The sequence below is a fragment of the Pseudomonas sp. F-14 TE3482 genome (assembly GCF_053629455.1).
The window spans coordinates 4697795-4724379 of sequence record NZ_JBRJII010000001.1; the positions used below are offsets into that span (position 1 = coordinate 4697795).

Here is a 26585-nt window from a genome sequence, read left to right on the forward strand (position 1 = left end):
CGACGGCTACCGTCGTGTCATTGCTGCTTGAATGGTGCATCAGCCGCTTCGTCGCCAAGGTCAGAATGCGGTGGATTCCAGCGATACACGTTGTTGCTCGGGCGGCTTTGAGTTGGCGAGGAAGGCGTCGAACTGGGAGAGACTTTCGACCTAGATCGCTCTGATAGCGACGCCATCGGCTGGGTCGTGAGACCCTGTGAGCACTGGGGCGTTGATATCTGAAATTTGATGTTGAAAAGCGTTCAAAAGAGCTTCCTTGATCAACTGGCCGCAATGGCGGTTCAGTGGCTCAGCGATAACGATTCGGCGTACATCGGCAGACAGGCGCTTCTGTTTGCTCTGTAGATCGGATTGAAGCCGGTGACCACGCCGGAGCACAGCTCACAGAGTAACGGCATGGCAGAGAACCTCATGAATACGATCAAGCGTGCTTAAGTGGCGCGCTTGCCCAAGCCGAATCGGCAAACGGTGTTGCGCAACTATACAAAGCCTTCAATCATACAGCGCCTTGAACTATCGCTTACCGAAGGAGATGAGCTGCTTGGCTACCACCTCAATTTAACTGGGAGCTAGTGTCCGGTGTTGCACGGAAAGGCCCATGATATGAGTTCTTACAAATAGACCCCGATGAGTTGAGCTCCTCAAATTTACATTCGTAACCGTTACACCTCGTTCGGGCCCTGGCGCTAATAGCATGAACTCACTTTTTAAAACGGCCATCAGCTGCCTGATAATCAACCGATTAAATATTAAAAATTTCGCTATTAGGTTGGCAAAGCTAAAAAACTTACCAGAATAATTTCGAAAATTTCGAAAACTATAAGAAAATCAAAATTCAACCGGCGCTTGGTTTACCTTCAACACTGACACAAGCTACCAACCCCCGATCCCTGTTTGAGCCAACTCAATACCCCGGTTCCAGCAATCGACGCTCGAACCGTCTGATCATGTATGACCCACCCCGGGAAGCTTCGGCTCTGAGCTCGATGACAGGCACCCAGACCAAAGCATCAGCCGGCTACCGCTACGGCGACAAATCACTCTTTCGATCCTGCTAATGATCAATAGCTACGGCTATCTCAACCGAATCAAGGCCGGCGCAGCTAACTTCGCCTGGACTCTATAGATCTCAGAAATCACCTGCATCGTTGCGTCTTCGATCGTTCCTTCGTTACGGCATAAAACCCAACCGTGATCTGCAATCGCTCGCTCGAACGCCTTGGTACAGGCGACATGTTCTTCCAGCTTATGGATCACAGTACTGCTCAGCCCACGCCGTCGTGCCGCTGCCCTCGCCCATGAAATTTCAGGAGCGGTGACCACCCCGACATGCAGGTCTGGCACTCGCACGTTTCGATCAATGTTCAACTGTAGAATCTCTGCAAACGGGACTATCCGGCGAAACGCGGCATCAGACGGGTACCAACGATCGATCAAGATGATGCTGCCTGGTGGCTGTTTAGCCAGCACGTGCCGGGAAATCCAGGTACGGCTATCAGCAAAGCGCTCACAAACCTCCAACTCCAAATCCCGGGAGGGATTTCTGACGAGTTTGTTCACGAGGGCCATTGTTTCACCCCTATAGGGATCGCTTTTACTCTCACAAAGTCGGATCACCTTTTTATTGTCTGCCCTCAGTACTTTCGTAACGGCCTCCAACAGTGTGGTTTTGCCGGCTCCCTTGGGCCCATCTAGAGAAACAAACAGCGGACGATTCATTCTTCACATAACGATTGATATACGGTTTTTTGTTGCCCTGTTCGTTCGCTGGAATCGCTTGGCGCGACTACGCGAATCGAGTGGAGGGCCCTTATGAACGGACATTGATGCATTCGGCATTCTAGCTCACCCACGATTTGCTCAGTGCCAGATGACCTACACAAAGCGCATTCCTTGACCATTTCTCTTTCATCAAGAGAACACCTGACCGGCACAGTCGCTCACACGCGCAATTTGGACAACGGCGACTTGGAATTGCAGATCGATGTATGACAATCCATCTCTGGCTGGGCTGCGACCTGCTGACTTAGGCATCAGCAGGTCTAGCAGGTCTATCATCGTTCTCCGCGTGTTCCCCCATGACTATGCTGCCCGCCGATTCGAGCTTTCTCCGCCTTGTCGGTTGCCACATTGGCGTTTTGTTCGCTTTTACGCCCCGCCTCTTTAACTTTTTGAGGGTCGTCGGAAAAGCCGTGATGTGGTTCTCGTCGCTTGGTCATGTCTATCTCCTTTAAGAAAAAACAGTCGCCTTCATTGGATCTGCGCCCTCAACCTTCATCCCTCCGGCACGACCAACGGAAATTACCCGCCGCCACAGTGAAAAAACGAGATTCTGCCCACCCAAGCAAGCGTCAACAGAACGTTACTTTTCCGAAATACCTCAAAAAACCTCGCAACCGTTAATCAGTTAGTCCGGTTTTTTGACACTCCCCCGATACGCGGTAACAACTTTTGCCCTCCGCTGGGTCATAACACGGTAGCTGTCGATGGAATATTGGCATCTTTCGAGGTTTTCGCCTGATACGGAGATAAGCTCATGATTTTCAATGTACAAAATTTTGGCGCCAAAGGAGATGGCATCACTGACGACACGGCGGCGATTCAAAGTGCAATTGATGCGGCGGCCGCTGCAGGCGGTGGGCAGGTGTATATGCCGACCGGAACTTATATTGTTTCGGGAGGTGAGGAACCCTCCGACGGTTGCCTGATGCTCAAGAGCAACGTCTATCTGTACGGCGACGGCATGGGAGCAACCACCGTCAAGGTGGCTGACGGCTCCGACACCAAGATCACGGGGGTCATCCGCTCCGCCTATGGCGAGGAAACCCACGACTTCGGCGTCAGCAACCTCACCATCGACGGCAACCGTGACAGCACCACGGGCAAGATCGACGGTTGGTTCAACGGTTACATACCTGGCGAAGCAGGCTACGACTCCAACGTTACCCTCGACAGCGTCGAGATCAAGGATTGCTCCGGGTACGGTTTCGACCCCCACGAGCAGACCGTCAACATGGTCATCAAGAACAGCGTGTCCCATGGCAACGGCCTGGACGGCTTCGTGGCTGACTTCCTCAGCTATAGCACCTTCGAAAACAACATCGCCTACGACAACGACCGCCACGGTTTCAACATCGTCACCAGCACCCACGATTTCACACTCACCAATAACGTCGCCTACGACAACGGCGGCAATGGCATCGTGATCCAGCGCGGCAGCGAAGACATCCCCTCCCCCAGTAACATCACCATCACCGGTGGCGAGGTGTACGGCAACGGCGCCGAAGGGGTGCTGATCAAAATGTCCAGCGAGGTGACGGTCAGCGGCGTCGACATTCACGACAATGCCAGCGCCGGGATACGCATCTACGGCAGTAACCACGTCGAGATCATCGACAACACGCTGAACAATAATTCCCTGGGCGGCCCCGTACCGGAGATCATCATCCAGTCCTACAACGACACCCTGGGCGTGTCCGGCAAGTACTTCAACGGCAGCGATAACACGATCCAGGGCAACATCATCACCGGCAGCGACCTGTCGACCTACGGCGTCGCCGAACGCAACGAAGACGGCACTGATCGCAACGCCATCATCGGCAACACCATCAGCCACACCAGCAACGGTGCCACGCTGATCTATGGCGACGGCAGCTATGTCAGCGCCACGGTGCCGATGACCACCGTGCAAGGCACGGCTGGCAACGACACCCTGCTGGGCAGTGCTGCCAGCGAGATTTTCTACGGCGTTGGCGGCAACGACACCATCAATGGCGGTGCCGGTGGCGACATTCTGGTGGGTGGTGCAGGTATCGACAAACTCACCGGCGGTACGGGCGCCGATACGTTCCGTTTCGTCGCTCAGTCCGACAGTTATCGCAACGCAACCACAAGCTTCGATGACACCATCACCGACTTCGACGTCACCCAGGACACGATCGACCTCGCCGCCCTCGGTTTCACCGGCCTGGGCAATGGCCGTGGCGGCACCCTGCAGGTCAGCTACAGCGCCAGCAGCGACCGCACCTACATCAAGGACTACGATGCCGACGCCAGCGGCAATCGCTTCGAGTTGATTCTCTCGGGCAACCTGGCCAGCACCCTGACGGCCAATAACTTCATCTTCAATCGCGTGATCACCGGCACCAGCGGCAGCGACTCGCTGCTGGGTAGCGATTCTGCCGACACCCTCCTCGGCCTGGCGGGCAACGACAGCCTCAGTGGCGGCGCGGGCGACGACAAGCTCGACGGAGGCGCAGGCATGGACACCCTCACCGGTGGCACCGGGGCGGACATCTTTGTGTTCTCCAATCGCCTGGACAGTTACCGCAACTACAACACTGGCGGCGCCAACCTTGGCGACCTGATCACCGACTTCGATACCACCGCCGACAAAATCGACCTCTCGGCCATGGGTTTCACCGGCCTGGGGGATGGCAAGAACAACACCGTGTACGTGGTGCTCAACAGTGCCGGCACCAAGACTTACATCAAGTCCCTGACCGCCGACGCCAATGGCAACCGCTTCGAAGTGGCTTTGGACGGCAACTACCTCAACACGCTGACCAGCGCCAATTTCGTCTTTGCCACTTCGCCAACGGTCAACCATGCGCCGGTGGTGGCAACGGCGTTGCTGGATCAGAACGCGACCGAAAACACCCCGTTCAGCTACGCGGTGCCGGCCACCAGTTTTACCGATCCGGATAACGACAGCCTCAGCTACACCGCGACCCTGGCCGATGGCAGCGCCCTGCCCGCATGGCTGGACTTCAATGCCACCAACCTGACCTTCACCGGCACGCCAACCAGCACCGCGTCCGGCAATTACAACGTGCTGGTCAAAGCCACGGACCCGGCCGGTGCATCGGTCAGCGATAGCTTCGCCCTGGTCGTGGCCGATGCGCCCGCCAACACCATCACCGGCACCAACAATGCCGAAACCCTCAACGGCACGGCGGGTGCGGACCTGATCCTCGGCCTCGGTGGCAACGACACAATCAAGGCCGGCACCGGCGCGGACATCGTCGATGGCGGCGCCGGACGCGATTCGCTGTACGGCGGCGACGGTGCCGACACTTTCCGCTATACCAACGTGCTCGACAGCTACCGCGACTACGACACCGGCGGTGTCACGGTGACCGACACGATTTATGACTTCACCATAGGCGTCGACAAGATCGATGTTTCGGGCCCGGGCTTTGTAGGCCTCGGCGATGGCCGCAATGGCACGTTGTACATCACCCTCAACGCGGCCGGCGACAAGACCTACATCAAGTCCGCCGTAGCGGATGCCGATGGCAATCGTTTTGAAATCGCCCTCAACGGCAACTACCTCAACACCCTGACCGCCAGCAACTTCGTGTTCGGCGAGAGCGTCCAGCAGGACATCCTCTACCTGCCCACCCTCGGCCAATCCAATGCGCGCCTGCTGCGCATGACGGAGGACGACAATCAGTCCGGCACCTCGATGCTGGTCAACGACCTGGACCGCTATACCCCCTATGACGTGCGCAGCCAATTCACCGATGCCAATGGCAACGGTATCGACATCGCGGTGGGCGGCAGCACGGTTACAGGCTTGTCGACCCTCAGCGCCGAGGAACTCAAGTTGTGCTGGTGGCTGACCGACACCAACCAACCCGGGGCTGCGCTGTTGCGCGCCGTGACGCTGCTGCGCGACCAGCTCACCGAACTGCAATCGATCGATAACGTCACCATGGGCATCATTTGGGGCCAGGGCGAGGAAGCCGCCCAGGAGATTGCCCGCGCCACGGACAAAGCAGCGGCAGCAGCGGACTACAAGGCCGCGACCCTGAAGGTGTTTGATTACCTGCATGCCCAGTTCGGCAACTTCAGCGTGTACTTGATGGAAACCGGTCACTACGAACAGGACGCGGCGCGTGCCCGTGGTTATTCGGAAGAGAAAATCGCCTCCATCGTCGAGGGGGTTGGCTATGTCCGCGCCGCCCAGGAAGCCATCGCCGCCGAGCGCGCCGACGTCAAGCTGGCGGTGGACTACACCGACCTGCCCTTGCGCCACGAAGTCGATCCGCAGGCGTATCCCGACGACGTCTGGCACCTGCACGAGGAGTCGGCGGAGATCGTCGGCCAGCGCCTGGCCGACTACATTGCCAATGACCTTGGCTTGCAAGGCAATCCCAACGACAACAACAGCGTGCAGGACATTTTCGACAACGCTCAGAACATGATTTCCGGTACCGACCAGGCGGATACCCTAGTGGGCAGCTCGGGCAACGACACGCTGGATGGCAAACTGGGCGCCGACACCATGACCGGTGGCGATGGCAACGACATTTATGTGGTCGATAACGCGTCCGACCGCGTGGTGGAAACCAACACCTCGACCTCGCAGATCGATACGGTGCAGGCCTCGGTCAGCTGGACCCTGGGTGCCAACCTCGAGAACCTGGTGCTCACCGGTGTGTGCTCACCGGTGTGTCGGCCATCAACGGCACCGGCAATGAGCGGCACAACTTCATCACCGGCAATGCCGCCAATAACGTGCTCAATGGTGTCGCAGGGGACGACAGCATGAGCGGCGGCGATGGCAACGACACCTACTATGTCGACAACGCCGGCGACACCGTGATCGAGATCAACAGCAATGCGGCGCCGGGAGGGGTCGACAGTGTGCACAGCAGCTTGGCGGCCTATACCCTCGCTAACAACGTTGAGCATCTGTATATCGATAGCACTGGCGCCGCCAATGGCACGGGCAACGCGCTGGACAACACGTTGTTCGCCGGCGCCGGGAACAACGTGCTGGATGGGCGCGATGGCAATGACACGGTGTCCTTTGAACGCGCCTTGTCCGGCGTCACCGTAAACCTCTCGACATCAGCGCAACAAAACACCGTGAGTTCCGGACTCGACACCGTGAAATCCTTCGAAAACCTGACGGGAAGCGCCTACGCCGACACGCTGTCGGGCAACAGCGCCGCAAACGTTCTGAACGGTGGTGCGGGCAACGATGCGCTGGTGGGCGGTTCGGGCAACGACCGGCTGATCGGCGGTGCCGGCACCGACAACCTCACCGCTGGCACTGGCGCGGATACCTACGCGTTTGGTGCGCTGTCGGACATGGGCATCGGGGCTTTGCGCGATGTGATCAACGGATTCAAGAGCACCGAGGGCGATCTTCTGGATTTCACCGGCCTGGACGCCAACCCGCTGACCACCGCTGTCGACGCCTTCACCTTCGTCGGCAGCAATGCCTTTGACCCTGCCGACGCCACCGGCCAACTGCGCTTTGCCGATGGCATTCTTTACGGCAGTGTCGATGCCGACGCCACGCCGGAGTTCGAAATCCAGTTGGTAGGCGTCCAGGAGTTGCACGCCAGCGATTTCACAGTCTTGGGTTAGGCTCACATCCCCGGGAGCGGGGCTTGCCCGCTCCCAAAGGGATTTGCAGTCCCAGGCAGATCTATTCCTGCCCCACGGTAACCACCTTCCAACTGTCATCTGGATCAAAGCGCTTCATCGACTGCGCCAACTGGTCACCACCGGGTCCCAAGTCTTTTTCGAACACCTGCCCTTCATGACTGATCATGAAACTCATCACCCCGGTGTCAGCGTATTTCGCCGGCCAGGCGATCAGTGCAAAACCACGGCTCATCTCGTCACCGATGAGGTAGCTATAGGCGCCGCCCGGGGCCGAAGGACCTTGGCCATCAAGGATGCGGAAGTGATAGCCCTGCCAGTCTTCGCCGGCAATGGTTTTGCCGAACAAAGGCCCCAACGGGCTGATCTGACCGCTATCGTCGTCCTCCCAATAAAGTCCGTCATGCTTGCCGGCGGTGCTGAAGATTTTCTGCGCGTAGGCGAGTGCGCCGTCACCGTCACGATCCACGGATGCATATTCCATCTGGACGTCGTGATAAGTCAGCACTGATTGCAACGCGGCGAGTTCGTTGCGGCCAATTCGACGTGCACGGATTTCGGCGCTACCGGCGTCGATGTCGAAGTGCCAACCGTTCGCGCCTTTTACCATGGGGATAGGCAGGGTCCAGTGGTCACTGCCAACCGACAGGACCGCCTTGCGATCGCTGGTTTTTTCAATGGCGTGTTGCTCGCGGTATTGCTTCAAAAACGCATCCACATCACTGCGTTGCACGCCTTCGCGCGGGATGAAACTGCGCCATTCATTACCCAGCAACTCAGTCAGGCGTGCCTGATCGGCGTATTCCGTACCCAGTGCTTCGACGAACGCCTGGGCGGCCATTTCCGGCGTTGGAAAATCCTGTTGTGCCATAACCATGCACGACCACGTCAAGCCGGCAGCGATCGCCATGACATGAAGGCGCAAGCCCATGAGAGCCTTCACTCGAGCATTGTTTTTCAACGACGGCCCCCTCTTTGACGCGCGGGTGGACTGGACGGCCGACTGACCTGATGGCCGGCTGGACGCGAGGCACTGGGGCGCCGGGCGGATGCCTGGCTGGCCTGGCCACGACTGGCTTGTGCGTTGGCCTGGGACGGCGAGCGCACGCCGGCGAATGCATTGTTGCGCGCACTGCCCGCACTGCCGGTACTGGCAGCCGGCCGTTTTTGCGCAGTCTGGCGCCCTTGCAAATCGCCTTGTCCGCGCTGATTTACCTGAGCGGTCTGTTTCCTGGGAGGCTGACTCTCCCGAGTACTTCTGGCAGTGCCCTGGCTCCTGTCAGACGCTTTCGGTCTGTCGGTACCGGCTTGCATTCGATTGCCGGGCGCGGTTGCGGACTGGGCTTTGCGCGCCGAATCACGGGCTTCGCGGTTGCTGGTGGCAGGTCGCTCGATACCGTGCTTGTCCATTGAACCACGGGCTTTTTCACGAGCCTGGGCACGCTGAGCATCGTCCCCTCGATAGGCTTCACGCTGACGGGCACCGTCCAGTTGTCGGCCGTACTGTTCGCGGCTCTTACTGTCTCGGTAGGGAACGCCATCGCGATGAACAGCGTTGTGCTGCCACTTGTTCTGATTCCGAGTGATCTGGTTGTTGCGATTGATGTTGTTGTAGCGGTCGACGTCGATGTCGATGTCGTTGTTGCCCCAGTCACATTCACCCCATAACGAGCCGATGATAGCCACACCGGTACCAAAGGCCAGCCCGGCCATCAATGCCGAACCGGGGTAATAGGCCGGCGGCGGTGGATAGTACACGGGAGGCGATGCCGGATAAGGCCAGGTGCCGTAGGTTGTTGTCGGATTATAACTGGGTACGTAAACCACCTGCGGATCGGAGGGCTGAATGATGATCGTGGAGGTGCTGCTGGCCGGAGCCGGTGCTGCCGGAGTCGGTGCCGCCTGCACCGTCACGTTCTGATATTGGTTGCTCTGCAGGTTGCCTGCTGCCTGGGCCTGATGACGCAAGCGTTGCACACCCCCCATGACATCGTCGGGCTGCGCCAGGAAGGCATCACCCAGGCGTTGCACCCAGACGGGATCCTGTCCCAGCGTTGCCATGACTTGTGGGAAAGCAACCAGCGCCTGCACGCTCGGATCCCAGGGCTGGTTGGCCACTTGTTTGACCGCATCATCGCCTTTGGCGTCCGGGTGTGCTTTAGACCAGGTGACCGCCTCGGCGATTTCCCCGGGGTACGTGGTGGCCATCAGCACCTGGGCCAGCAGTGGGTCCGGGTAAAGCGCAATAGGAGCCAGCATTTGGTCCAGCTGCTCCTGGGTAAACACGGCATCTTTGGCCGCCGCGGTGACGGGCGCTGTATCGGCAGCGCTTGTGGTCGCGCTCGCATCCAATGATTGCGCCAGGCAAGAAGATCCGCTCAAAAACAGTACAGCTGACACCGCGTAGAACAATGGAATGCGCATTGCACCCCCTCTGTGGTCAGGCAGGCTTGAGCGCCTTGATCGTTCCGCCCTTCCCTGCACCGTCGCGCCCGTCAAAGACGATACAGATCTTCATGCTCTTGGCTTTCTTCAAGCCTTTAACGCAAGTTCAAGAAGTCTTTAACGCAAGTTCAAGGAGTGATCTGATAGCCCCGTTGCTGCATGCAACTGTTGTAGGCGGAAGCAGTAGCCGCCGGTTCTGCCCGGCGATCCTGGCGACGATCCTGACGTTGCCGAGATCCACCTACAACCGCACCTGCCACCGCCGCATCCTTGGCCTGGTTCTGTCGATATTCCTGTTTAACGTCGTCGTCTACCTTGTCATAAAGCTCGTCATGCTGACGACCGCGTGCTCCGGCAACCGCCGCACCGGCTACTGCGCCAGTAGCGGCACCACGGGCACGTCCACCTGATTGAGACGTCGTGCTGGTGCTTGTCGCACTCCCGGCCTGAGCCTGGCATGAGCTGATGTCCTGCTGAATCAATTCGGGGGACTGCCCTTTGAGCGGCGTTACGGTCTCGGCTGAAGCGCAAAGGCAAAATACCGAGACAATCGTAGCCACGCAGGGGGGGATGGATTTCTTCATAAAGCCTCCACTGCTATCAGTGTGCTTTGGATCTTTGAGTCTAGTTCAGCGTTTGGCGACTAACCCTGGAACAATGTTCTTAGGGTGCAACTTCTAATTCCTTTTGTATGTGTGCACCCCTCGAACGGATGTGGGTAGTTTTGAGCAATTGACTTACACCGCAATACGGCCAATCTCAACGCTCCAGTACGTAATGGCCCGGGGCTGCATACAACGGCGGATATTTGCGTGAACCCAGTTTGCGTGGTGCTGGCCGGCTAGCGCCCGACCGTTGTTCAATCCACTGCCGCCAATGCGGCCACCAACTGCCGGTGTGGCTCTCGCCTGCGTCTTGCAGCCAGCTTTCCGGATCTGAGGCGGTGGCATTGGCGGCGTAGAAATACGACTTTGGATTGCCCGGCGGATTGATCAAGCTCTGTAGATGGCCGGCATTGGAGAGGACGAAGGTGCTGTCTTCGCCGAACAATCGGGCGGTACCGTAGCAGCCCTGCCAAGGTGTGATGTGGTCGGTGGTGCCGCCGATCACATAGGCACCGACCTTGATCTTGCTCATGTCGATCGACTCGCCGGCAATCTGCAATACCCCCGGGTTGCTGTAGGGATTGTGCTGGGCCAGATCGAGGTAGTCGGCATGCAGCTTTGCCGGTAGACGCGTGGAGTCGTTGTTCCATGCCAGAATGTCGAATGCCGGCGGCTTGTTGCCCAACAGGTAGTTGTTGACCCAATAATTCCAGATCAGGTCGTTGGGTCGCATCCAGGCGAACATGCGCGCAATGTCCTGGCCACTGAGTGTTCCCTTGCACTGCGAACTGGTCTTCGCCGCGCGCAGTACCGCCGGCGTGGCAAACAGGCCGATGGCGGTGTCACCAAAGAGCGCGGGCATATCGAGCACGCACACCGCCCAACTGGTGTTCGCCACCTTGGCGCCTTCACCGCGCGCCGCCAGCCAGCCGAGATAGGCCGCGAGCGTCAGGCCACCTGAACAGGAACCCCACATGTTGACATCCTCGCTACCGGTGATTTGCCGCGCGACATCGACCGCCTGGTCAAGGCACAGTGCGTATTCGGACAAGCCCCAGTCGCGGTGCATGCTGGTCGGATTGCGCCAGCTGACGACGAACAGTTGGATACCGCTGTCCTGGATCCATTTGATCAGGCTTTTATCAGGTGACAAGTCAATGGCGTAGTACTTGTTGATCTGCGGCGGTGACATGACCAATGGGCGGGCATGTACATTTTTCGTGGTTGGGGCGAATTGCAGCAGTTCGAACATCTCGGTGCGCAACACCACCTCGCCCTTCGCCGTGGCGACATTTTCTCCCACCTTGAATGGCGCGCTGTCCACCTGCATCGGCATTCCGCCGTTGTGGCGAAGGTCCCTGGAGAACTGCCCGATCCCTTTGACAAGGCTCATGCCGCCCGTATCGAGCAACTTGCGCAACGCTGCCGGATTGGTCAGCAACAGGTTGCTCGGCGCCAGGGCATCAAACAACTGTGCGGCAATGAACCGGGCACGGCCCTTTTCTCTGGCATCGAGATGGGCCTCGTCGATAAAACGGCTCAGCTCGTCATTGCCAGCCAGGTAGCTCTGCAACAGGCCGCGCAACAAGGCATTGGATTGCCAGGCCGGATCGCAAAAACGTTTGTCTTTGGGATTCGGTGCCACGCTGGAGCTGCCGGCGACAATATTGCCCAGTTCCTTGAAGAAACTGCCAACATGCCGCGCGGCCTTTACTGGCGTCTTGCCCACGGCCTTGAACAGAGAGCCGGAGGCGCCAAGCAGATCGACCGGGCGCACCCTGAGCAAAGGCGTAGCAACCTGTGCTGTCTTGACCGCTAACTCCTGTTTCTGCTGCTCTTGAAGAGCTTTTGGCGCGCGGCGACCTTTGACAGGCGTATCCGTTGATCGAGTGATACGAGGTGTTTTATTCATAGCCATTCTCTTGTTTTTGTACACAAGCCTTGAGGGCAACGAGTCATCCCAGATGCAGGCACGATGGGACGTGACGCAGTGTCGCGCAGGTGCCGGCGTTCACCTTGACTTTGCGGGACATCCACCTGCTAAGCTGATAAATCGCTGTCCCGGATTGAGAAATCATCATTCATGAGTGGCCTTGTTCGCAGTGCCAGCTTGACCAACTACGCTGAAACAGCCCGATTGCTACACATCGATCACCTCAAGCAATTGCGCCTCGTCGGCCTCGATCACCGATGCCTGCTTCAACCGGATTTGAAGATTCCCAACGAAGCTGTAGCACGTCTGCTCGAAAATTCGGCGCGTGAAGCGGGTGTGGACGACTTTGGTTTGCGCATGGCCGAAACCCGCAAGCTCTCCAATCTGGGGCCTCTGGCACTGCTGTGGCGTGACGAACAGACGATCCGTTCGGCCATGGAAGCGTTCCGCGACTTCCTTTTCCTCCACAATCAGGGGCTGGTGTTGAATATCGAGGAGAGTGGCGGCGTGGTGGTTTTGCGCATGGAACAGGTCACGGTGGGAAACCTGCCGGTGCGTCAGGCGATGGAACTGTCAGTGGGGGTGACCCACCGCCTGCTGAAAACCTTGCTGGGAAACCACTGGCACCCTTCAATGGTTTGCTTTCGTCACGCAGCGCCGATGGACGACAGTCGACACCGCCGCATATTCGCCACCTCCGTGCAGTTCAATAGTCTGATGGATGGCATCGTTTGCCGCAGTACCGATCTGGACAAGGCACTGCCCAGTGCCGATCCGGACAGGGCCCGTTATGTTCATCAGTATCTGGACAGTATCCGCGAAGAATCCAAAACAGCTTTACTTGAAAAGGTGCGCCAGATGATCTGGACAGTGCTGCCCACGGGCCATTGCTCGGTGGAACAAGTGGCGGCCAATTTGGGATGGGACAGGCGAACACTGCATCGCAAGCTTGCGCAGGAGGGCGAAACATTTTCCTCGCTGCTGGATCAGGTGCGTGCAGAGTTGGCAATGCGTCACTTGGCACATTCCAATCAACGTTTGAGTGAGATCGCCGGGGTTCTGGGGTTTTCCGAACTTAGCGCCTTCTCCCGCTGGTTCAGCCGGCACTTCGATTGCAGTCCATCAACCTGGCGCGCTCGCCAGTCCAATCTGTAATACAGCCTTATACTGCGATACACCCAATGCGAACAAATGACTGTTCAACGGATCAATAGATCCCACAGCAATCCGGGTATCAGGTAATGAATCAACCCAACATGAAAGCGCTCACCTGTCTGTTCGCTGCCAGCGTGGGCGCGGCGACGAGCACCTGTGCAAATGCGTCGCCCATCTTCCACACCAGTTTCGACTGCGCCACGGCAAGGGCATCCGTCGAAAAGTTGATTTGTCGCGACCCACAACTGATGCAGATGGATATAGAACTGACGCGTCTTTATCGCCTGGCGCTCACGGACGATCATTCAGTACCGCGTCCGGACAAGATCATGATCGACCAGCAATTCTGGATCGACGCCCGCAATCAGTGTGCCTCCGACCCTGCGCCCAAGGCGTGTACGATCCGACATTATGCCGAGCGCGCGCACCAGCTGCGTCAAGGTTCGGTCATTGCGAGAACCAAGGATCCAGACAGGCTCACCGAAGGCCCGTTGGCGTTTCGGTGTACAGGGTTTAATGCGCTGCTTGCCGCCACTTTCTTTAACACGCAGCCTGGTGTCGTGTACCTGAAATGGGCGAACAGCTCGATCACCCTGAGTCAGGTGCAGAATGATTCGGGAACCCAATACACCGGCAAGGATTCCCAAGGGAACTACAGCTTCTGGCAAGACGGCAACGCGGTGCTTTTCCAGAAGCCAGGCTCAGGGGAAATGAGTTGTACGGCCGAGCCTGTCAGCTGAGACCGTCTCTCACGTGCTCGGCGATTTATGCCACGGATAGCCTTTGGCGCTGAGTTCAAAGGCGTATTTGAACAAGCGCTTCATGTACTCGCCATCGAATTTATGGAGGCGAGAAATGCGAAAATCGGAGCCGATGTACGCCAGATTGAAGTCCGCCCCATCCTGCTGGGCAATTCGGTAAATTCGGTCCAGATCGCTGATCCCCTGAGTCTGGATCAATGCGCTGATGGCTCGACCGCCGATGCTCAAGGTTCGGCGCTTCGTTCCGGACCATTGCAGTTCCAGTTTGCCGTTGCGAATCACATAGAAATGCCGTTCACGCCGCAAACGCGCCCCGGGCACCTGGTTCAGCGCCATCACGGTGCCGGGTGGGTAAAGGAACACCTGCGTCAGGACACCTCCGTCCACGTGCATTTCCTGAAACGGGTGGCCGTTAACGTCTACATCAATCATGACGGGTGAGACGGCACCGGGAATACTCATCGACGCGACCATGATGTTGCGAAACAGCTCGAGCGCTCCCGGTGCCTGGCTGGAGGCAATAGCGCCCATGTTCCAGGTGACCGGGCGCCCTGAATCAAGGTCGGTTGTACCGATCATCAGGAGCCGTCCCTTGGCGTATTCCGAGGCGATCGCCGCAAGAATCCCGGCAGTGACGTGCTGTGCAATGAGCCGCGACAGTGGCTTGCTGTGCGCCATGCCATCGCTGGTAAGACGGGTCAGCAAATTGCGCGCATGGAAAATGTCTTTTGGGCCGACTGCATTGCAGATACGCACAATGACATCGTCGTACTGGGGCCCCAGGTAGGCAAACGGGGCGACCAGGGCGCCAGCGCTAATGCCGGTGACGACTTTGAATACAGGTCGAGTCCCATGCAGGGTCCATCCCGCAATGATGCCCCCGGCGAATGTGCCAGCGTCACCGCCACCCGAAACGGCCAGCAAATTTGCCCTCGGCAGGATGTCATTCGGTAGCCCTGCGCTGGCGAGCACCTCAGCCTCTCGAAGGTTGGCCTGGCTCACATCCCGAATGAACGGCGTCAGGTCCTGGTCCAGCCAGTAGCGAGCATCTGGAATGCCCGGGATCAGCGCTTTTTCCGTTAACGTTGGCGGCACCGCATCACGGCGTTGCAGGCATGCTTGACGCAACATGTTCAGGGTTGAGGCGCCAGGTCTGAGCGGGAATGGTTTCAACACGCCTCCTCCGGCCCCCGCAATTGACAGAGCCCGTCACGCACACTCGACACACCCCATGACCAGTCTCAATGGCGAGTGGCCTGAACATCTTTCATGCTAGCGCAAGCAAAGGCAGTCATGAGGTTGGCGGGACGTCCGGTCTGTCCTGCGGCTGATCCTCCCCCCATGGACGATCATTAGAAACGCCAGCAATCACCGCAGCTTCAGCGGATCGACCAGTTCAGCGGCGATGGCCATGCCCACCAGGTCCGGCAAGGTATTGGCCTGCATGCGTTTCATCACCCGCGAACGATACAGATCGACGGTTTTCGCACTGACGCCCAGTTGCTCGGCGATCTCGCGGGTGGTGTAACCCTGGACCAGCGGCAGCAAGACATCGCGCTCCCGTGGGGTCAGTGTCAGCAAGCGCGCCTGCAAGGCTTCGTGCCCCTGATTGCCCGAGCGGTTTGCCGCGCAGTTGCTGAGCGCCTGTTGCACGCTGTCCAGCAGCAATTGTTCGTTGTAGGGCTTCTCGATGAAGTCATGGGCGCCCGCCTTGAAGGCGCGAACCACGATCGGTACATCTGCGTGCCCGCTGACGAAAATGATCGGCAGGTTCAGCTCACGTGCGCGCATTTCTTCCTGCACGTTCAAACCGCCCATGCCGGGCATGCGAACATCGAGCAGCACGCAAGCATCAAGACTGGCATCACAGGCATTGAGAAACTCAACGCCGCTGGTAAACGGCAAGGCCTTGAGCCCGACCGATTCCAATAACCAGACCGTTGAGTCGAGCATGCCTTGATCGTCGTCGACGACATACACCACGTGCTCTGTCACACCTGCCATTACGTTATTCCTGTTGTTGTTTTGTTGGGCCGGCCAGCGGCAAGCGGCAGCACATCAGCAGCCCGACAGGTTGGCGTCGGGCCTGTAACTCGCCACCAAAACCTTCGATGATGCTGCGGCTCATGGACAAGCCAAGTCCCAGGCCATCGGCCTTGCTGGTATAGAACGGGGTAAATATCTGCTCCAGTTCGGGCTCGCTGACGCCTGGCCCCTGGTCTTGCACACTGATTTCCACGGTTGCACCAGCGCCCTGCCCCGCAGCCATCACGATCAGCGAGGGTTGCCCCGGATGTTGTTCGCGGTTGGCATCGATGGCATTTCGCAAGAGATTGAGCAGGACCTGCTCCAGCAGCACTCGGTCGGCATAAATCGGCGGCAGATTATCCGGCAGGCGATCCTCGATTGTCACTTGGCAATTGCTCGCCTCCCAGGCGCATAAACGCACGGCCTCGCGGGCGACATCAGTGAAATTCAAGGCCTGCATCCGGCGTTGCCCCTTGCGCAGAAACGCCCGCAAACGTCTGATCACTTCTGAAGCATGCGTGGCGTGATGGGTAATGCGCTCCAGGCCTTGCGCCACTTTGGCGGCAGCCTGGGGGTTGGAATCCAGTGTCTGTAAGTAGCGCTGGCTGGCATTGGCGTAATTGACCACCGCCGCCAATGGCTGGTTGATTTCGTGAGCGATGCCCGAGGCCAATTCACCCAAGGTGACCAACCGCGCGGTGTGCGCCAGTTCGTCCTGATGGCGGCGCTGTTGCACTTCACGCAGTTCACGCTCGGTCATGTCCCGCGCCACCAACGAGTAATAGCGCTCGCCGCCTGCCGAACGGTGCGCCAGCAGCACCAGCGATACCGGCACTGAAGTGCCACCTGCCGGTGGCTGCAATCGCGCATCGGTGCTCCAGACACCGTCGCGCTCGGCACTGCTCCAGCCATCACGCTGCAGACGTGCCAGGTCGCCGCTGGCGAATAACGTTGCCAGGGCTGGCATCGGTTGTTGCTCGTCGATCCCGAGAATGCGCCGCGCCGCTGGATTGAGGTAAGTGACTTGCCCCTCGGAGTCGATGAACAACACCGGATCGGTGTTGGCCTCGACGACTTCCGCCAGGCGCCGCTTGTTCTCCTCTGCGTGCACCCGGGCGGTAATGTCCCGGGACACGCTGACCACTTCCACCACCGCCCCGGTATAGGTTTCACGAATCGCCCGGCTGGCGGTTTCAAACCACAGGTAATGCCCATCCCGATGGCGAATCCGATAGGTCATCGTGTGATAACCGTCCTGCTCCAGGGCATCCCGCGCGCGCTGTACCAGGCTGGCCAGGTCCTGACCATGGAACAAGCCCTGGGCCATTTGCCCCCGCAATTCCTCCGGCCAGTAGCCGAGCAATGTCCAGGACGCCGGCGAGGCATCGAGAAAGCGCCCGTCGGGTGTATGCCTGGAAATCAGGTCGGTGGTGTTTTCAATGATCAGCCGGTACAGCCGCCGTGCCGTGGCCGCTTCACGCTCAGCCAGCACTTGTGCCGTGGCATCGCGACACCGGGCGAGCACACGGTTGTCCTGGGGATCGGGGATAAACGTCCAGATCAGGATCTGCGTTTCGAACTGGGCTTCGACCCCTTCGATGGCGCGTTGCTGGTCCAGGCAGGCGCGTACCAGCACCCGGTGATTGACCGGCAGAAAACCCAGCACATCCGTCAGCGGCTTTTCGGCGAGCAGTGCCAATAGCGCGGCATTGAACTCCAGCGGCCGGCCCTGGGCATCGAGCAACAGGCTCGGTTGCGGGTCGTGCCCCAACAGCGGTGAGCCGCGCAGCATGCCGTTGACGCTACTCAGCAAGGTCGTCAGCAAGTCCTGCACCCAACCCAGCCAGTCAAGACTCACGCCCTCGCACACTTCCACCAGCAACAAACCCGCCTGCCCCGGTTGCAACGCCAGATCAAACACCTGGCCATGGCTGATAGCAGCCCGGCGCAGTCGGCCGGCCAGCCAACAATCGAGTTGACGTACTTGAGCCAGATCCAGCCGCCCCGCTTCGGCCAGCCGATCAAACAGCTGCTGATCGCTGGCCAGCGAAGGGTCGCCCAGCCCCGGAGGAAAATGCTGGGCGGCGCCCTCGTGGCTGTAAATCCGCGCATTGGCTTGCCAACTCAGATAAACCGCCCGGCGCACCTCAGGGCAATCCTGCAGCGCACGGCACAACGCATCGGCCCGGGCGGCCAGCGACACGCCCTCGCGCTGAAGGCGCAACCAGCTGTGCAATCGAACGGGAGTCAGGGTCATCACAGGTCCGCTTCGTTGGGGAAGCCAAGGATATACCGGCCTTGGCGGTGTCACTGTATTCATTTAGATCCGCAAGAATCAAATATAGTATATATACTATATTACGTAGGTTGTACTTCCATATCGCTAGCTGAATGTTATATAAAGCAGGCCGGACATAAAAGGCGACTTCAGCGGCTACGCTGCAAGGTCACCTATAGAGCTAACAATCAGCCACCGAGTACCCGTACATGTCGATCTATGAACAAGGGCTAGGCCCTGCGGCTGTCAACCATATTGCCTTGTCTCCGCTCAGCTTCATCGAGCGCACCGCCAGCGTTTACCCAAACTATCCCGCCGTCATCCATGGCTCGATCCGCCGCACCTGGGCGCAGACCTACACCCGCTGCCGCCGTCTGGCCTCGGCGCTGGCCGGTCGCGGCATCGGCAAGAACGACACGGTGGCGGTGATGTTGCCCAACATTCCCGAGATGCTCGAAGTGCATTTCGGCGTGCCGATGATTGGCGCGGTGCTCAACCCGCTCAACGTGCGTCTGGATGCCGAAGCCATTGCCTTCATGCTGCAGCATGGCGAAGCGAAGGTGCTGATTACCGACCGTGAGTTCCATGATGTGATTCACGCGGCGATCGGCATGCTGGATCACCCGCCATTGGTCATCGACGTTAATGATCTGGAATACGGCGAAGGCCAGGCTGTCAGCGATCTGGACTATGAAGCGCTGTTGGCCGAAGGCGACCCTGCTTTCGCCTGGCAGTGGCCCGATGATGAATGGCAAGCCATCTCGCTGAATTACACCTCCGGCACCACCGGCAACCCCAAAGGCGTGGTTTACCACCATCGCGGTGCTTACCTGAACTCATTGGGCAACCAGATGACCTGGGCCATGGGCAACCATCCGGTGTACCTCTGGACCTTGCCAATGTTCCATTGCAACGGTTGGTGCTACCCGTGGATCATCACCGCCATGGCCGGTGTGCATGTGTTTCTGCGCCGCGTCGATCCACAGAAAATCCTCACGCTGATCCGCGAGCATCAGGTCACCCATCTGTGCGCTGCGCCGATCGTGCTCAATGCCTTGGTCAACATGCCGCAATCAGCTAAAGCGGCGATCGATCATCCGGTCAACGCAATGGTCGCCGGTGCCGCACCGCCGGCCAAAGTGATCGGAGCCGTAGAAGAAATGGGCATCAAGGTCACCCACGTCTATGGCCTGACCGAAACCTATGGCCCGGTGACACTCTGCGCCTGGCATGCCGAATGGGATGAGTTGCCGCTGGACGAACGAGCGCAAATCAAATCCCGTCAGGGCGTGCGCTACCCGACGCTCGAAGGCGTGATGGTTGGCGATTCGAAGACGCTGGAGCCGACCCCGCGAGACGGTCAGACCATCGGTGAGATTTTCATGCGTGGCAACACCGTGATGAAAGGCTACCTGAAGAACCCGACCGCCACGGCCGAAGCGTTCGAGGGCGGCTGGTTCCACACCGGCGATCTGGCCGTGTGTCATCCGAACGGTTATGTCGAGATCAAGGATCGACTCAAGGACATCATCATTTCCGGCGGTGAGAACATTTCCACCATCGAACTGGAAGGTGTGCTCTATCGCCATCCAGCCGTCATGGAAGCGGCCGTCGTCGCCCGTCCCGATGAGAAGTGGGGCGAAACGCCCTGTGCCTTTATCACATTGAAGGCTGATCACCAGGACGTTCGCGAGGCCGACATCATCAGTTTCTGCCGCGAACACCTGGCCGGTTTCAAAGTCCCGCGCACAGTGATTTTCACCCTGCTGCCGAAGACTTCAACCGGCAAGATCCAGAAGTACGTTCTGCGCGACAGGGCCAAAGCGCTCTAACCGAATCGACGTCGTACCCACAAGGCGGCAGGTGTTTTACCTGCCGCTTCGGGCTCGTGCAGGCTGAATTTGGCCCTGCCCCTGACCTACACACTGATAACAAAAACAATGTGGAGCCACCCATGATCGACATTCATTCAACCGATACCCAACGCTGTGAACGCATTCGGTCCAACCCCAAATTTCTTCAATTGGTGAGCAGCCGTTCGCGCCTGGCCTGGTCGCTGAGTGCTGCCGTGCTCGGCACTTACTACGCGTTCATGCTGGTGGTGGCGTTTGCCCCGCAGTGGCTGCATGCACCGCTCGCCGAGCATCGGATGTTGACCCTGGGCATGCCGGTGGGCGCGGCGATCATTATTTTTTCCTGGCTGCTGACCGGTTGGTACGTCTACAGCGCCAACACGCGTTTCGATGCACTGGGTGCCGCCATTCTCGAGGAGAGCAAGTAATGAACCTGCTGCGTAAACTTCTCCTCGCCGCTGCCGGGCTGTTGCCGGCTTCTTTTGTACTGGCTGCGCCCGCGCTGGGTGCGGTGGAAAAACAACCGCTCAACCTGCATGCGATCGGCATGTTCTTCGTCTTCGTACTGGGCACGCTGGCCATCACCTGGTGGGCCGCGCGGCAAACCAGATCCACGTCTGATTTCTACACCGCGGGCGGTGGCATCACCGGGTTCCAGAACGGTCTGGCAATTGCCGGTGACTACATGTCCGCCGCCACGCTGCTGGGGCTGTCCAGCCTGGTGTTCGCCAAGGGCTACGATGGCTTCATCTATACCATCGGCTTCTTTGTTGGCTGGCCGATCATCACCTTCCTGATGGCTGAGCGCTTGCGCAACCTGGGGCGCTACACCTTTGCCGACATCGTGTCCTATCGCCTGGACCAGAACAAAGTGCGGATCTTCGCCGCCTTCGGTTCACTGACGGTGGTGTGCTGCTACCTGATCGTGCAAATGGTCGGTGCCGGTCAGTTGATCAAGTTGCTGTTTGGCCTCGACTACCCGGTAGCCGTGGTGATCGTCGGCGCGCTGATGCTGGTGTATGTGATTTTCGGCGGCATGATCGCCACCACGTGGGTGCAGATCATCAAAGCTGTGTTGCTGTTGGCTGGCGGCACGACCCTGGCGTTGATGGCCATGTCGCAATTCGGCTTCAGCTACGAAACCCTGGCCAGCAAAGCCGTCGAAGCCCATGCCAGCGGCTGGAACATCATGGGCCCCGGCTCAATGCTCGCCGACCCGATCAACACCGCTTCGATGTCGCTGGGCCTGGTGTTCGGGATTGCCGGTCTGCCGCACATCCTGATGCGCTTCTTCACCGTGCCTAACGCCAAGGAAGCGCGTAAGTCGGTGTTCTACGCCACGGGCTTCATCGGTTTCTTCTTCCTCGTTGTCTGCACCCTGGGCTTTGCCGCGATGGTGATCATCGGTACTGACCCGCAGTACTACGTCAATGGTGAAGTCGGCGGCGCGTTGATTGGCGGCGGCAACATGGTCGCCATGCACCTGGCCAAAGCGGTCGGTGGCAACCTGTTCTTCGGTTTCCTCTCGGCCGTAGCCTTCGCCACCATTCTGGCGGTGGTCTCCGGGCTGGCCCTGGCCGGTGCTTCGGCGATTTCCCACGATCTCTACGCCACGGTGTTCAAGAAAGGCAAAGCCAGCCAGAAACAGGAAATGCGCGTGACCCGCATGGCCACCGTGGGCCTTGGCATCATCGCGATTCTGCTGGGCATTCTGTTCGAGAAGATGAACGTCGCGTTCCTGGTGGGCCTGACCTTCGGTATCGCCGCATCAACCAACTTCCCGGTGTTGATCATGGCCATGTACTGGAAAGGCCTGACCACCAAAGGTGCAATCATCGGCGGTTTCGCCGGCCTGATCTGCGCGCTGGTGCTGGTGATCCTTTCGCCAGCGGTCTGGGTCACCGTGCTCGGCCATGCTCACGCGATCTTCCCGTACGACCACCCGGCGCTGTTCTCCATGCCGCTGGCGTTCTTCGTGATCGTCGTGGTGTCGAAACTCGACCAAAGCGTGCGGGCCGACAAGGAGCGTGACGCTTACGCCGACCAGTTCGTTCGCGCCCAGACCGGCCTCGGTGCCGCCAGCGCTTCCGCTCATTGATTGAAAGGGCACGGCCTGCTCTAGCGGCGCCGTGCCCATCGCACACCCTTTTGAGGTTCACGTTATGCCCGAATTCAACGCCCCGCTGCGCGACATGCGCTTTGTCTTGCACGAAGTGTTCGACGCCCCGGCCCTGTGGGCACGCTTGCCGGCCCTGGCCGACAGTGTCGACGCCGCCACCGCTGACGCCATTCTTGAGGAGGCGGCCAAAGTCACCTCGCACCTGATTGCGCCATTGAATCGCAGCGGCGACGAGGAAGGCGCCCAGTGGGTCGATGGCCAGGTCAGCACGCCAATCGGTTTCAAACAGGCTTATGCCACCTACATCGAAGGCGGCTGGGTGGGTCTTTCCGGTAACGCCGATTTTGGCGGCATGGGCATGCCGAAGATGCTCGCCGTGCAGTTCGAAGAAATGCTCTACGGCGCCAACTCCAGCTTCGCGCTGTATTCGGCGTTGAGTTCCGGTGCCTGCTTGGCGCTGGATGCTCACGCCAGCGACACCCTGAAAAATCTTTACCTGCCGCCGATGTATGAAGGCCGCTGGGCCGGCTCCATGTGCCTGACCGAAGCCCACGCCGGCACTGATCTGGGGATTATCCGCACCCGCGCCGAACCTCAGGCCGACGGCAGCTTCAGCATCACCGGCAGCAAGATCTTCATCACCGGTGGCGATCAGGACCTGACCGAAAACATTGTCCATCTGGTGCTGGCCAAACTGCCGGACGCACCCGCGGGGCCGAAAGGCATCTCACTGTTCGTCGTGCCCAAAGTGCTGGTCAATGCCGACGGTTCCCTCGGTGCAGCCAACGCTGTGAGTTGCGGTTCGATCGAACACAAGATGGGCATCAAGGCCTCGGCCACCTGCGTGATGAACTTCGACGGCGCCAGCGGTTGGCTGGTCGGCGAAGCCAACAAAGGTTTGGCGGCGATGTTTACCATGATGAACTACGAGCGCCTGTCCATCGGCATTCAGGGCATTGGCTGCGCCGAAGCGTCCTATCAGAGCGCCGTCGCCTATGCCCGCGAACGGGTTCAGAGCCGCGCGCCGACCGGTGCCATAGCTCCGGACAAAGTGGCTGACCCGATCATCGTCCACCCCGACGTGCGCCGCATGTTGCTGAGCATGAAAGCCATGACCGAAGGCGGCCGCGCGTTCGCCAGTTATGTCGGCCAGCAACTCGATCTGGCGAAGTTTTCCGATGACGTCCAGGAACGGGACAACGCGCAAACCCTGGTTGCGCTGCTGACGCCGGTGGCCAAGGCGTTCTTCACCGACACCGGCCTGGAAAGCTGCATCAACGGCCAGCAAGTGTTCGGCGGCCATGGCTACATCCGCGAATGGGGCCAGGAACAATTGGTCCGTGACGTGCGCATCGCGCAGATCTACGAAGGCACCAACGGCATTCAGGCCCTGGACTTGCTTGGACGCAAAGTGCTCGCCGATAAGGGCTCCGCGCTGCGCCAGTTCACCGGCGAGATCCGTCATTTCGCCCATCAGCCCGACGCGCCCTACTCCGCTCAACTGTTCGATGCCGTGCAGCGTCTGGAAGACCTGAGCGACTGGCTACAGGACCAGGCGACCACCAATCGCAACGAAGTCGGCGCTGCTTCGGTGGAGTATTTGCACCTGTTCGGTTACGTCGCCTATGCCTGGCTTTGGGCGCGCATGGCACAGGTTGCCAAGAAAAAGCTGCACGAAGATGCAGGGTTTTATGGCGCGAAGATCGCCACCGCCGACTTCTACATTCACCGCCTGCTGCCGCGCATTTTGAGCCTGGAGCAATCCATCCGCGCGGGCAGTGCCTCGTTGTTTGGCCTGAGCGCCGAACAGTTCTAACGATTGAACCGCACGCGGCGCCACGCTCCTCTCTTTTTGGCGTTCGCGTTTTTTATTGATAAGCCCTCGCCCACCTGGCGAGGGCCGCGGGACCTGTCTTTCCATAATAAAAACAAAGGGGCTTCACCATGGACCGCAACACCCGCATCCTCGCTACCCGACTGTTGCTGGCCGGCGGCGTCATCAGCCTCTCGGCCCCCGCCGCCGCTGACTTTGTCAAAGACAGCAAGGCCAGCCTTGAGCTGCGCAACTTCTATTTCAACCGTGACTATCGCCAGGACAACGCCGCCCAATCCAAACAAGAGGAATGGGCCCAGGGGTTCCTGCTGCGCTACGAATCGGGATACACCGACGGGTTGATCGGTGTCGGCTTCGATGCCATCGGCCTGCTCGGCGTCAAGCTCGATTCCAGCCCTGATCGCGCAGGTTCCGGCCTGCTTAAACGCCACCGTGACACGAGCAAAGGGGCGCAGGACGAGTACGGCGAACTGGGCCTGACCGCCAAAGTGCGTGCCTCAAAAAGCACACTGAAACTGGGCACGCTGCTGCCGAAACTGCCGACGGTACTGGCCAATGATTCACGGCTGTTGCCACAAACCTTCAAGGGCGGTCAGCTGACGTCGCTGGAACTCGAAGGCCTGACCGTGGATGCCGGGCGCCTGACGCAAGTCAATCAGCGCGACTCCTCGGACTACGAGGACATGGGCATCACCCGCACCGGCGCCAAGGGCATCACCACGCGTCATCTCGACAGCGACAGCTTCGATTTCGCCAGCCTGAACTACAAATGGACCAGCAACCTCGCCACCGGCTACAGCTACGGCCACCTCGACAACTTCTACAGCCAGCACCTGGTCAACCTGACCTACGTCTTGCCAGTCACCACCGGCCAGTCGCTGAAGACCGATCTGCGCTTCGCCCGCTCCACGGATGATGGCGGCAGCAATGTCGATAACAACGCCATCGGCGCGATGTTCACCTACAACCTCGGCGGGCATGCGGTGGGCCTGGGTTATCAAGGCATGAGCGGCGACACCGGCTACGCCTACGTCAACGGCACCGATGCGTTCCTGGTGAACTTCGTGCAGATCGGCGACTTCGCCAGCAAGGACGAACAGTCCTGGCAGGCGCGCTACGACTACAACTTTGTGGCCATCGGCATTCCGGGCCTGACCTTCATGACCCGTTACCTCACCGGTGACAACATCGATCTGGGCGGCAATCGCCCCGAAGGCAAGGAATGGGAACGTGATACCGACATTGGTTATGTCGTGCAAAGCGGGCCGCTGAAAAATGTCGGCGTGAAGTGGCGTAACGCGACAGTTCGCTCGACCCACTTCGGCAGCGACCTGGATGAAAACCGCCTGATCGTCAGTTACACCTTGCCGATCTGGTAAGTCGATTCAATTTCTCTGAGGGGGGGGCACGCTACCGGCGGGCTCCCCTTTTTTACGACTCGGGAATCTTCGGTGTGCTGGAGGGCCTCATCGCGGGCAAGCCCGCTCCCACAGGGTTCTGCTGTAAATGCAGTACTTGTGAACAACAGAGATCACTGTGGGAGCGGGCTTGCCCGCGATGGCGGCCTGAAGAACACCAATGATGATTGTAGGTTAAGATGCCGGCAAACCAGGCCCGCCGCGAGACGCCCCGCATGACTGATACCACCCCACGCCTGATCAAGAAGTACCCCAATCGCCGACTGTATGACACCCACACCAGCAGTCATCTGACGCTGGCGGACATACGCCAGTTGGTGGTCGACAAAATTGCTTTTCAGGTGGTCGATGCCAAGAGCGGCGAGGATCTGACGCGCAGCATCTTGCTGCAAGTGATTCTGGAAGCCGAAAGCGGCGGTGAGCCGATCTTCACCAGCGAGATGCTGATGGGGATTATCCAGTTCTACGGCCCTTATCAGGGCGTACTCGGCAGTTACCTGGACAAGAGCATTCAGACCGTAATCGACATCCAGTCCCAGACCGGTGCGCAATCATCCGAGGCCTGGAGCACCTTCATGCATCAGCAAGCGCCGGTGATGCAGGATTTGATGCGTCAGTATGTCGATCAGTCGAAGGCGCTGTACCTGAACACCCAGAACCTGTTCGGCATGTTCGGCGGCAAGCCCGGTGCCGATGGCGGAACGAAAAAAAATGGCGATGGGGAATAAACCCATCGCCATTGGTACCGCTGGCCT

17 protein-coding genes and 2 pseudogenes are annotated in these 26585 nt (G+C 59.1%); 9 read left to right on the forward strand and 10 right to left on the reverse strand.

All coding sequences use genetic code 11. From position 1 onward, the window contains the following. Positions 1-1074: 1074 nt before the first annotated feature. Together AB7M26_RS21170 and AB7M26_RS21175 are read right to left on the reverse strand one after the other, a co-directional pair. Complete coding sequence (locus tag AB7M26_RS21170; RefSeq protein WP_123494726.1) at positions 1075-1719, reverse strand: dTMP kinase; 645 nt, start codon at positions 1717-1719, stop codon at positions 1075-1077. Between the two features lie 335 nt (positions 1720-2054). Then, positions 2055-2219 (reverse strand): general stress protein, encoded by a 165-nt coding sequence (locus AB7M26_RS21175; RefSeq protein WP_123494725.1) that lies wholly within the window; start codon positions 2217-2219, stop codon positions 2055-2057. A gap of 317 nt (positions 2220-2536) precedes the next feature. Here AB7M26_RS21175 and AB7M26_RS21180 point away from each other — a divergent pair. Continuing rightward, a pseudogene (locus AB7M26_RS21180) lies at positions 2537-7383 on the forward strand (M10 family metallopeptidase C-terminal domain-containing protein). Between the two features lie 61 nt (positions 7384-7444). Here AB7M26_RS21180 and AB7M26_RS21185 read toward each other — a convergent pair. The 5 genes and pseudogenes from AB7M26_RS21185 to AB7M26_RS21205 form a co-directional block, all read right to left on the reverse strand. After that, positions 7445-8332: a DUF2950 domain-containing protein gene (locus AB7M26_RS21185; protein WP_123494723.1), complete on the reverse strand. Its 888-nt coding sequence runs from the start codon at positions 8330-8332 to the stop codon at positions 7445-7447. 26 nt (positions 8333-8358) lie between these two features. Beyond that, entirely contained in the window at positions 8359-9825 is a 1467-nt protein-coding gene (locus AB7M26_RS21190) for a DUF3300 domain-containing protein (protein WP_429386075.1), read from the reverse strand. 28 nt (positions 9826-9853) lie between these two features. After that, a pseudogene (locus AB7M26_RS21195) lies at positions 9854-9928 on the reverse strand (hypothetical protein); the annotation flags it as partial. Positions 9929-9974: 46 nt separating this feature from the next. Continuing rightward, on the reverse strand, positions 9975-10430 hold the full coding sequence (locus AB7M26_RS21200; RefSeq protein WP_429386077.1) for a hypothetical protein: 456 nt from the start codon (positions 10428-10430) through the stop codon (positions 9975-9977). Positions 10431-10605: 175 nt separating this feature from the next. Further along, the gene (locus AB7M26_RS21205; RefSeq protein ID WP_429386078.1) at positions 10606-12363 is read right to left on the reverse strand and encodes an alpha/beta fold hydrolase; all 1758 of its coding nucleotides are present in this window, start codon (positions 12361-12363) and stop codon (positions 10606-10608) included. 252 nt (positions 12364-12615) lie between these two features. Between AB7M26_RS21205 and AB7M26_RS21210 the strand changes: the two genes are divergently transcribed. Together AB7M26_RS21210 and AB7M26_RS21215 are read left to right on the forward strand one after the other, a co-directional pair. Beyond that, positions 12616-13539 carry an AraC family transcriptional regulator gene (locus AB7M26_RS21210; RefSeq protein WP_259698660.1) on the forward strand — a complete coding sequence of 308 codons (924 nt, stop codon included), beginning with the start codon at positions 12616-12618 and terminating at the stop codon, positions 13537-13539. An 86-nt stretch (positions 13540-13625) separates the two neighbouring features. Continuing rightward, positions 13626-14279: an MliC family protein gene (locus tag AB7M26_RS21215; RefSeq protein ID WP_123494717.1), complete on the forward strand. Its 654-nt coding sequence runs from the start codon at positions 13626-13628 to the stop codon at positions 14277-14279. 9 nt (positions 14280-14288) lie between these two features. Here the strand turns inward: AB7M26_RS21215 and AB7M26_RS21220 are convergent, their stop codons facing one another. From AB7M26_RS21220 to AB7M26_RS21230, 3 genes are all read right to left on the reverse strand, one after another. Then, complete coding sequence (locus AB7M26_RS21220; RefSeq protein ID WP_185022083.1) at positions 14289-15473, reverse strand: patatin-like phospholipase family protein; 1185 nt, start codon at positions 15471-15473, stop codon at positions 14289-14291. Between the two features lie 195 nt (positions 15474-15668). Continuing rightward, positions 15669-16304 (reverse strand): response regulator transcription factor, encoded by a 636-nt coding sequence (locus tag AB7M26_RS21225; RefSeq protein WP_123494715.1) that lies wholly within the window; start codon positions 16302-16304, stop codon positions 15669-15671. Positions 16305-16308: 4 nt separating this feature from the next. Next, positions 16309-18585, reverse strand: coding sequence for a PAS domain-containing sensor histidine kinase (locus tag AB7M26_RS21230; RefSeq protein WP_123494714.1), 2277 nt, complete (start codon positions 18583-18585; stop codon positions 16309-16311). A gap of 230 nt (positions 18586-18815) precedes the next feature. On the opposite strand from AB7M26_RS21230, the gene AB7M26_RS21235 reads away from it, so the two are divergent. From AB7M26_RS21235 to phaR, 6 genes are all read left to right on the forward strand, one after another. Then, positions 18816-20438, forward strand: coding sequence for an acyl-CoA synthetase (locus AB7M26_RS21235; RefSeq protein ID WP_123494712.1), 1623 nt, complete (start codon positions 18816-18818; stop codon positions 20436-20438). 122 nt (positions 20439-20560) lie between these two features. Continuing rightward, complete coding sequence (locus tag AB7M26_RS21240) at positions 20561-20887, forward strand: DUF485 domain-containing protein (RefSeq protein ID WP_008146418.1); 327 nt, start codon at positions 20561-20563, stop codon at positions 20885-20887. Next, a complete protein-coding gene (locus AB7M26_RS21245) occupies positions 20887-22557 on the forward strand; it encodes a cation acetate symporter (RefSeq protein ID WP_123494711.1) in 1671 nt (556 codons plus the stop codon). Before AB7M26_RS21240 ends, AB7M26_RS21245 begins: the two co-directional genes overlap by 1 nt. Positions 22558-22621: 64 nt before the next feature. Further along, positions 22622-24394, forward strand: coding sequence for an acyl-CoA dehydrogenase C-terminal domain-containing protein (locus tag AB7M26_RS21250; protein WP_123494710.1), 1773 nt, complete (start codon positions 22622-22624; stop codon positions 24392-24394). Between the two features lie 128 nt (positions 24395-24522). After that, positions 24523-25791, forward strand: coding sequence for an OprD family porin (locus AB7M26_RS21255; protein WP_123494709.1), 1269 nt, complete (start codon positions 24523-24525; stop codon positions 25789-25791). A 218-nt stretch (positions 25792-26009) separates the two neighbouring features. Beyond that, positions 26010-26558, forward strand: coding sequence for a polyhydroxyalkanoate synthesis repressor PhaR (gene phaR, locus AB7M26_RS21260; protein ID WP_123359415.1), 549 nt, complete (start codon positions 26010-26012; stop codon positions 26556-26558). The last annotated feature ends 27 nt before the right edge of the window (positions 26559-26585 follow it).

What these genes read in the sequence shown, in the direction of transcription:
- AB7M26_RS21170 (WP_123494726.1), bottom strand. Translation starts at nt 1,719, where the DNA reads ATGAATCGTCCGCTGTTTGTTTCTCTAGATGGGCCCAAGGGAGCCGGC.
- AB7M26_RS21175 (WP_123494725.1), bottom strand. Translation starts at nt 2,219, where the DNA reads ATGACCAAGCGACGAGAACCACATCACGGCTTTTCCGACGACCCTCAA.
- AB7M26_RS21185 (WP_123494723.1), bottom strand. Translation starts at nt 8,332, where the DNA reads ATGGGCTTGCGCCTTCATGTCATGGCGATCGCTGCCGGCTTGACGTGG.
- AB7M26_RS21190 (WP_429386075.1), bottom strand. Translation starts at nt 9,825, where the DNA reads ATGCGCATTCCATTGTTCTACGCGGTGTCAGCTGTACTGTTTTTGAGC.
- AB7M26_RS21200 (WP_429386077.1), bottom strand. Translation starts at nt 10,430, where the DNA reads ATGAAGAAATCCATCCCCCCCTGCGTGGCTACGATTGTCTCGGTATTT.
- AB7M26_RS21205 (WP_429386078.1), bottom strand. Translation starts at nt 12,363, where the DNA reads ATGAATAAAACACCTCGTATCACTCGATCAACGGATACGCCTGTCAAA.
- AB7M26_RS21215 (WP_123494717.1), top strand. Translation starts at nt 13,626, where the DNA reads ATGAATCAACCCAACATGAAAGCGCTCACCTGTCTGTTCGCTGCCAGC.
- AB7M26_RS21225 (WP_123494715.1), bottom strand. Translation starts at nt 16,304, where the DNA reads ATGGCAGGTGTGACAGAGCACGTGGTGTATGTCGTCGACGACGATCAA.
- AB7M26_RS21230 (WP_123494714.1), bottom strand. Translation starts at nt 18,585, where the DNA reads ATGACCCTGACTCCCGTTCGATTGCACAGCTGGTTGCGCCTTCAGCGC.
- AB7M26_RS21235 (WP_123494712.1), top strand. Translation starts at nt 18,816, where the DNA reads ATGTCGATCTATGAACAAGGGCTAGGCCCTGCGGCTGTCAACCATATT.
- AB7M26_RS21240 (WP_008146418.1), top strand. Translation starts at nt 20,561, where the DNA reads ATGATCGACATTCATTCAACCGATACCCAACGCTGTGAACGCATTCGG.
- AB7M26_RS21245 (WP_123494711.1), top strand. Translation starts at nt 20,887, where the DNA reads ATGAACCTGCTGCGTAAACTTCTCCTCGCCGCTGCCGGGCTGTTGCCG.
- AB7M26_RS21250 (WP_123494710.1), top strand. Translation starts at nt 22,622, where the DNA reads ATGCCCGAATTCAACGCCCCGCTGCGCGACATGCGCTTTGTCTTGCAC.
- AB7M26_RS21255 (WP_123494709.1), top strand. Translation starts at nt 24,523, where the DNA reads ATGGACCGCAACACCCGCATCCTCGCTACCCGACTGTTGCTGGCCGGC.
- phaR (WP_123359415.1), top strand. Translation starts at nt 26,010, where the DNA reads ATGCCGGCAAACCAGGCCCGCCGCGAGACGCCCCGCATGACTGATACC.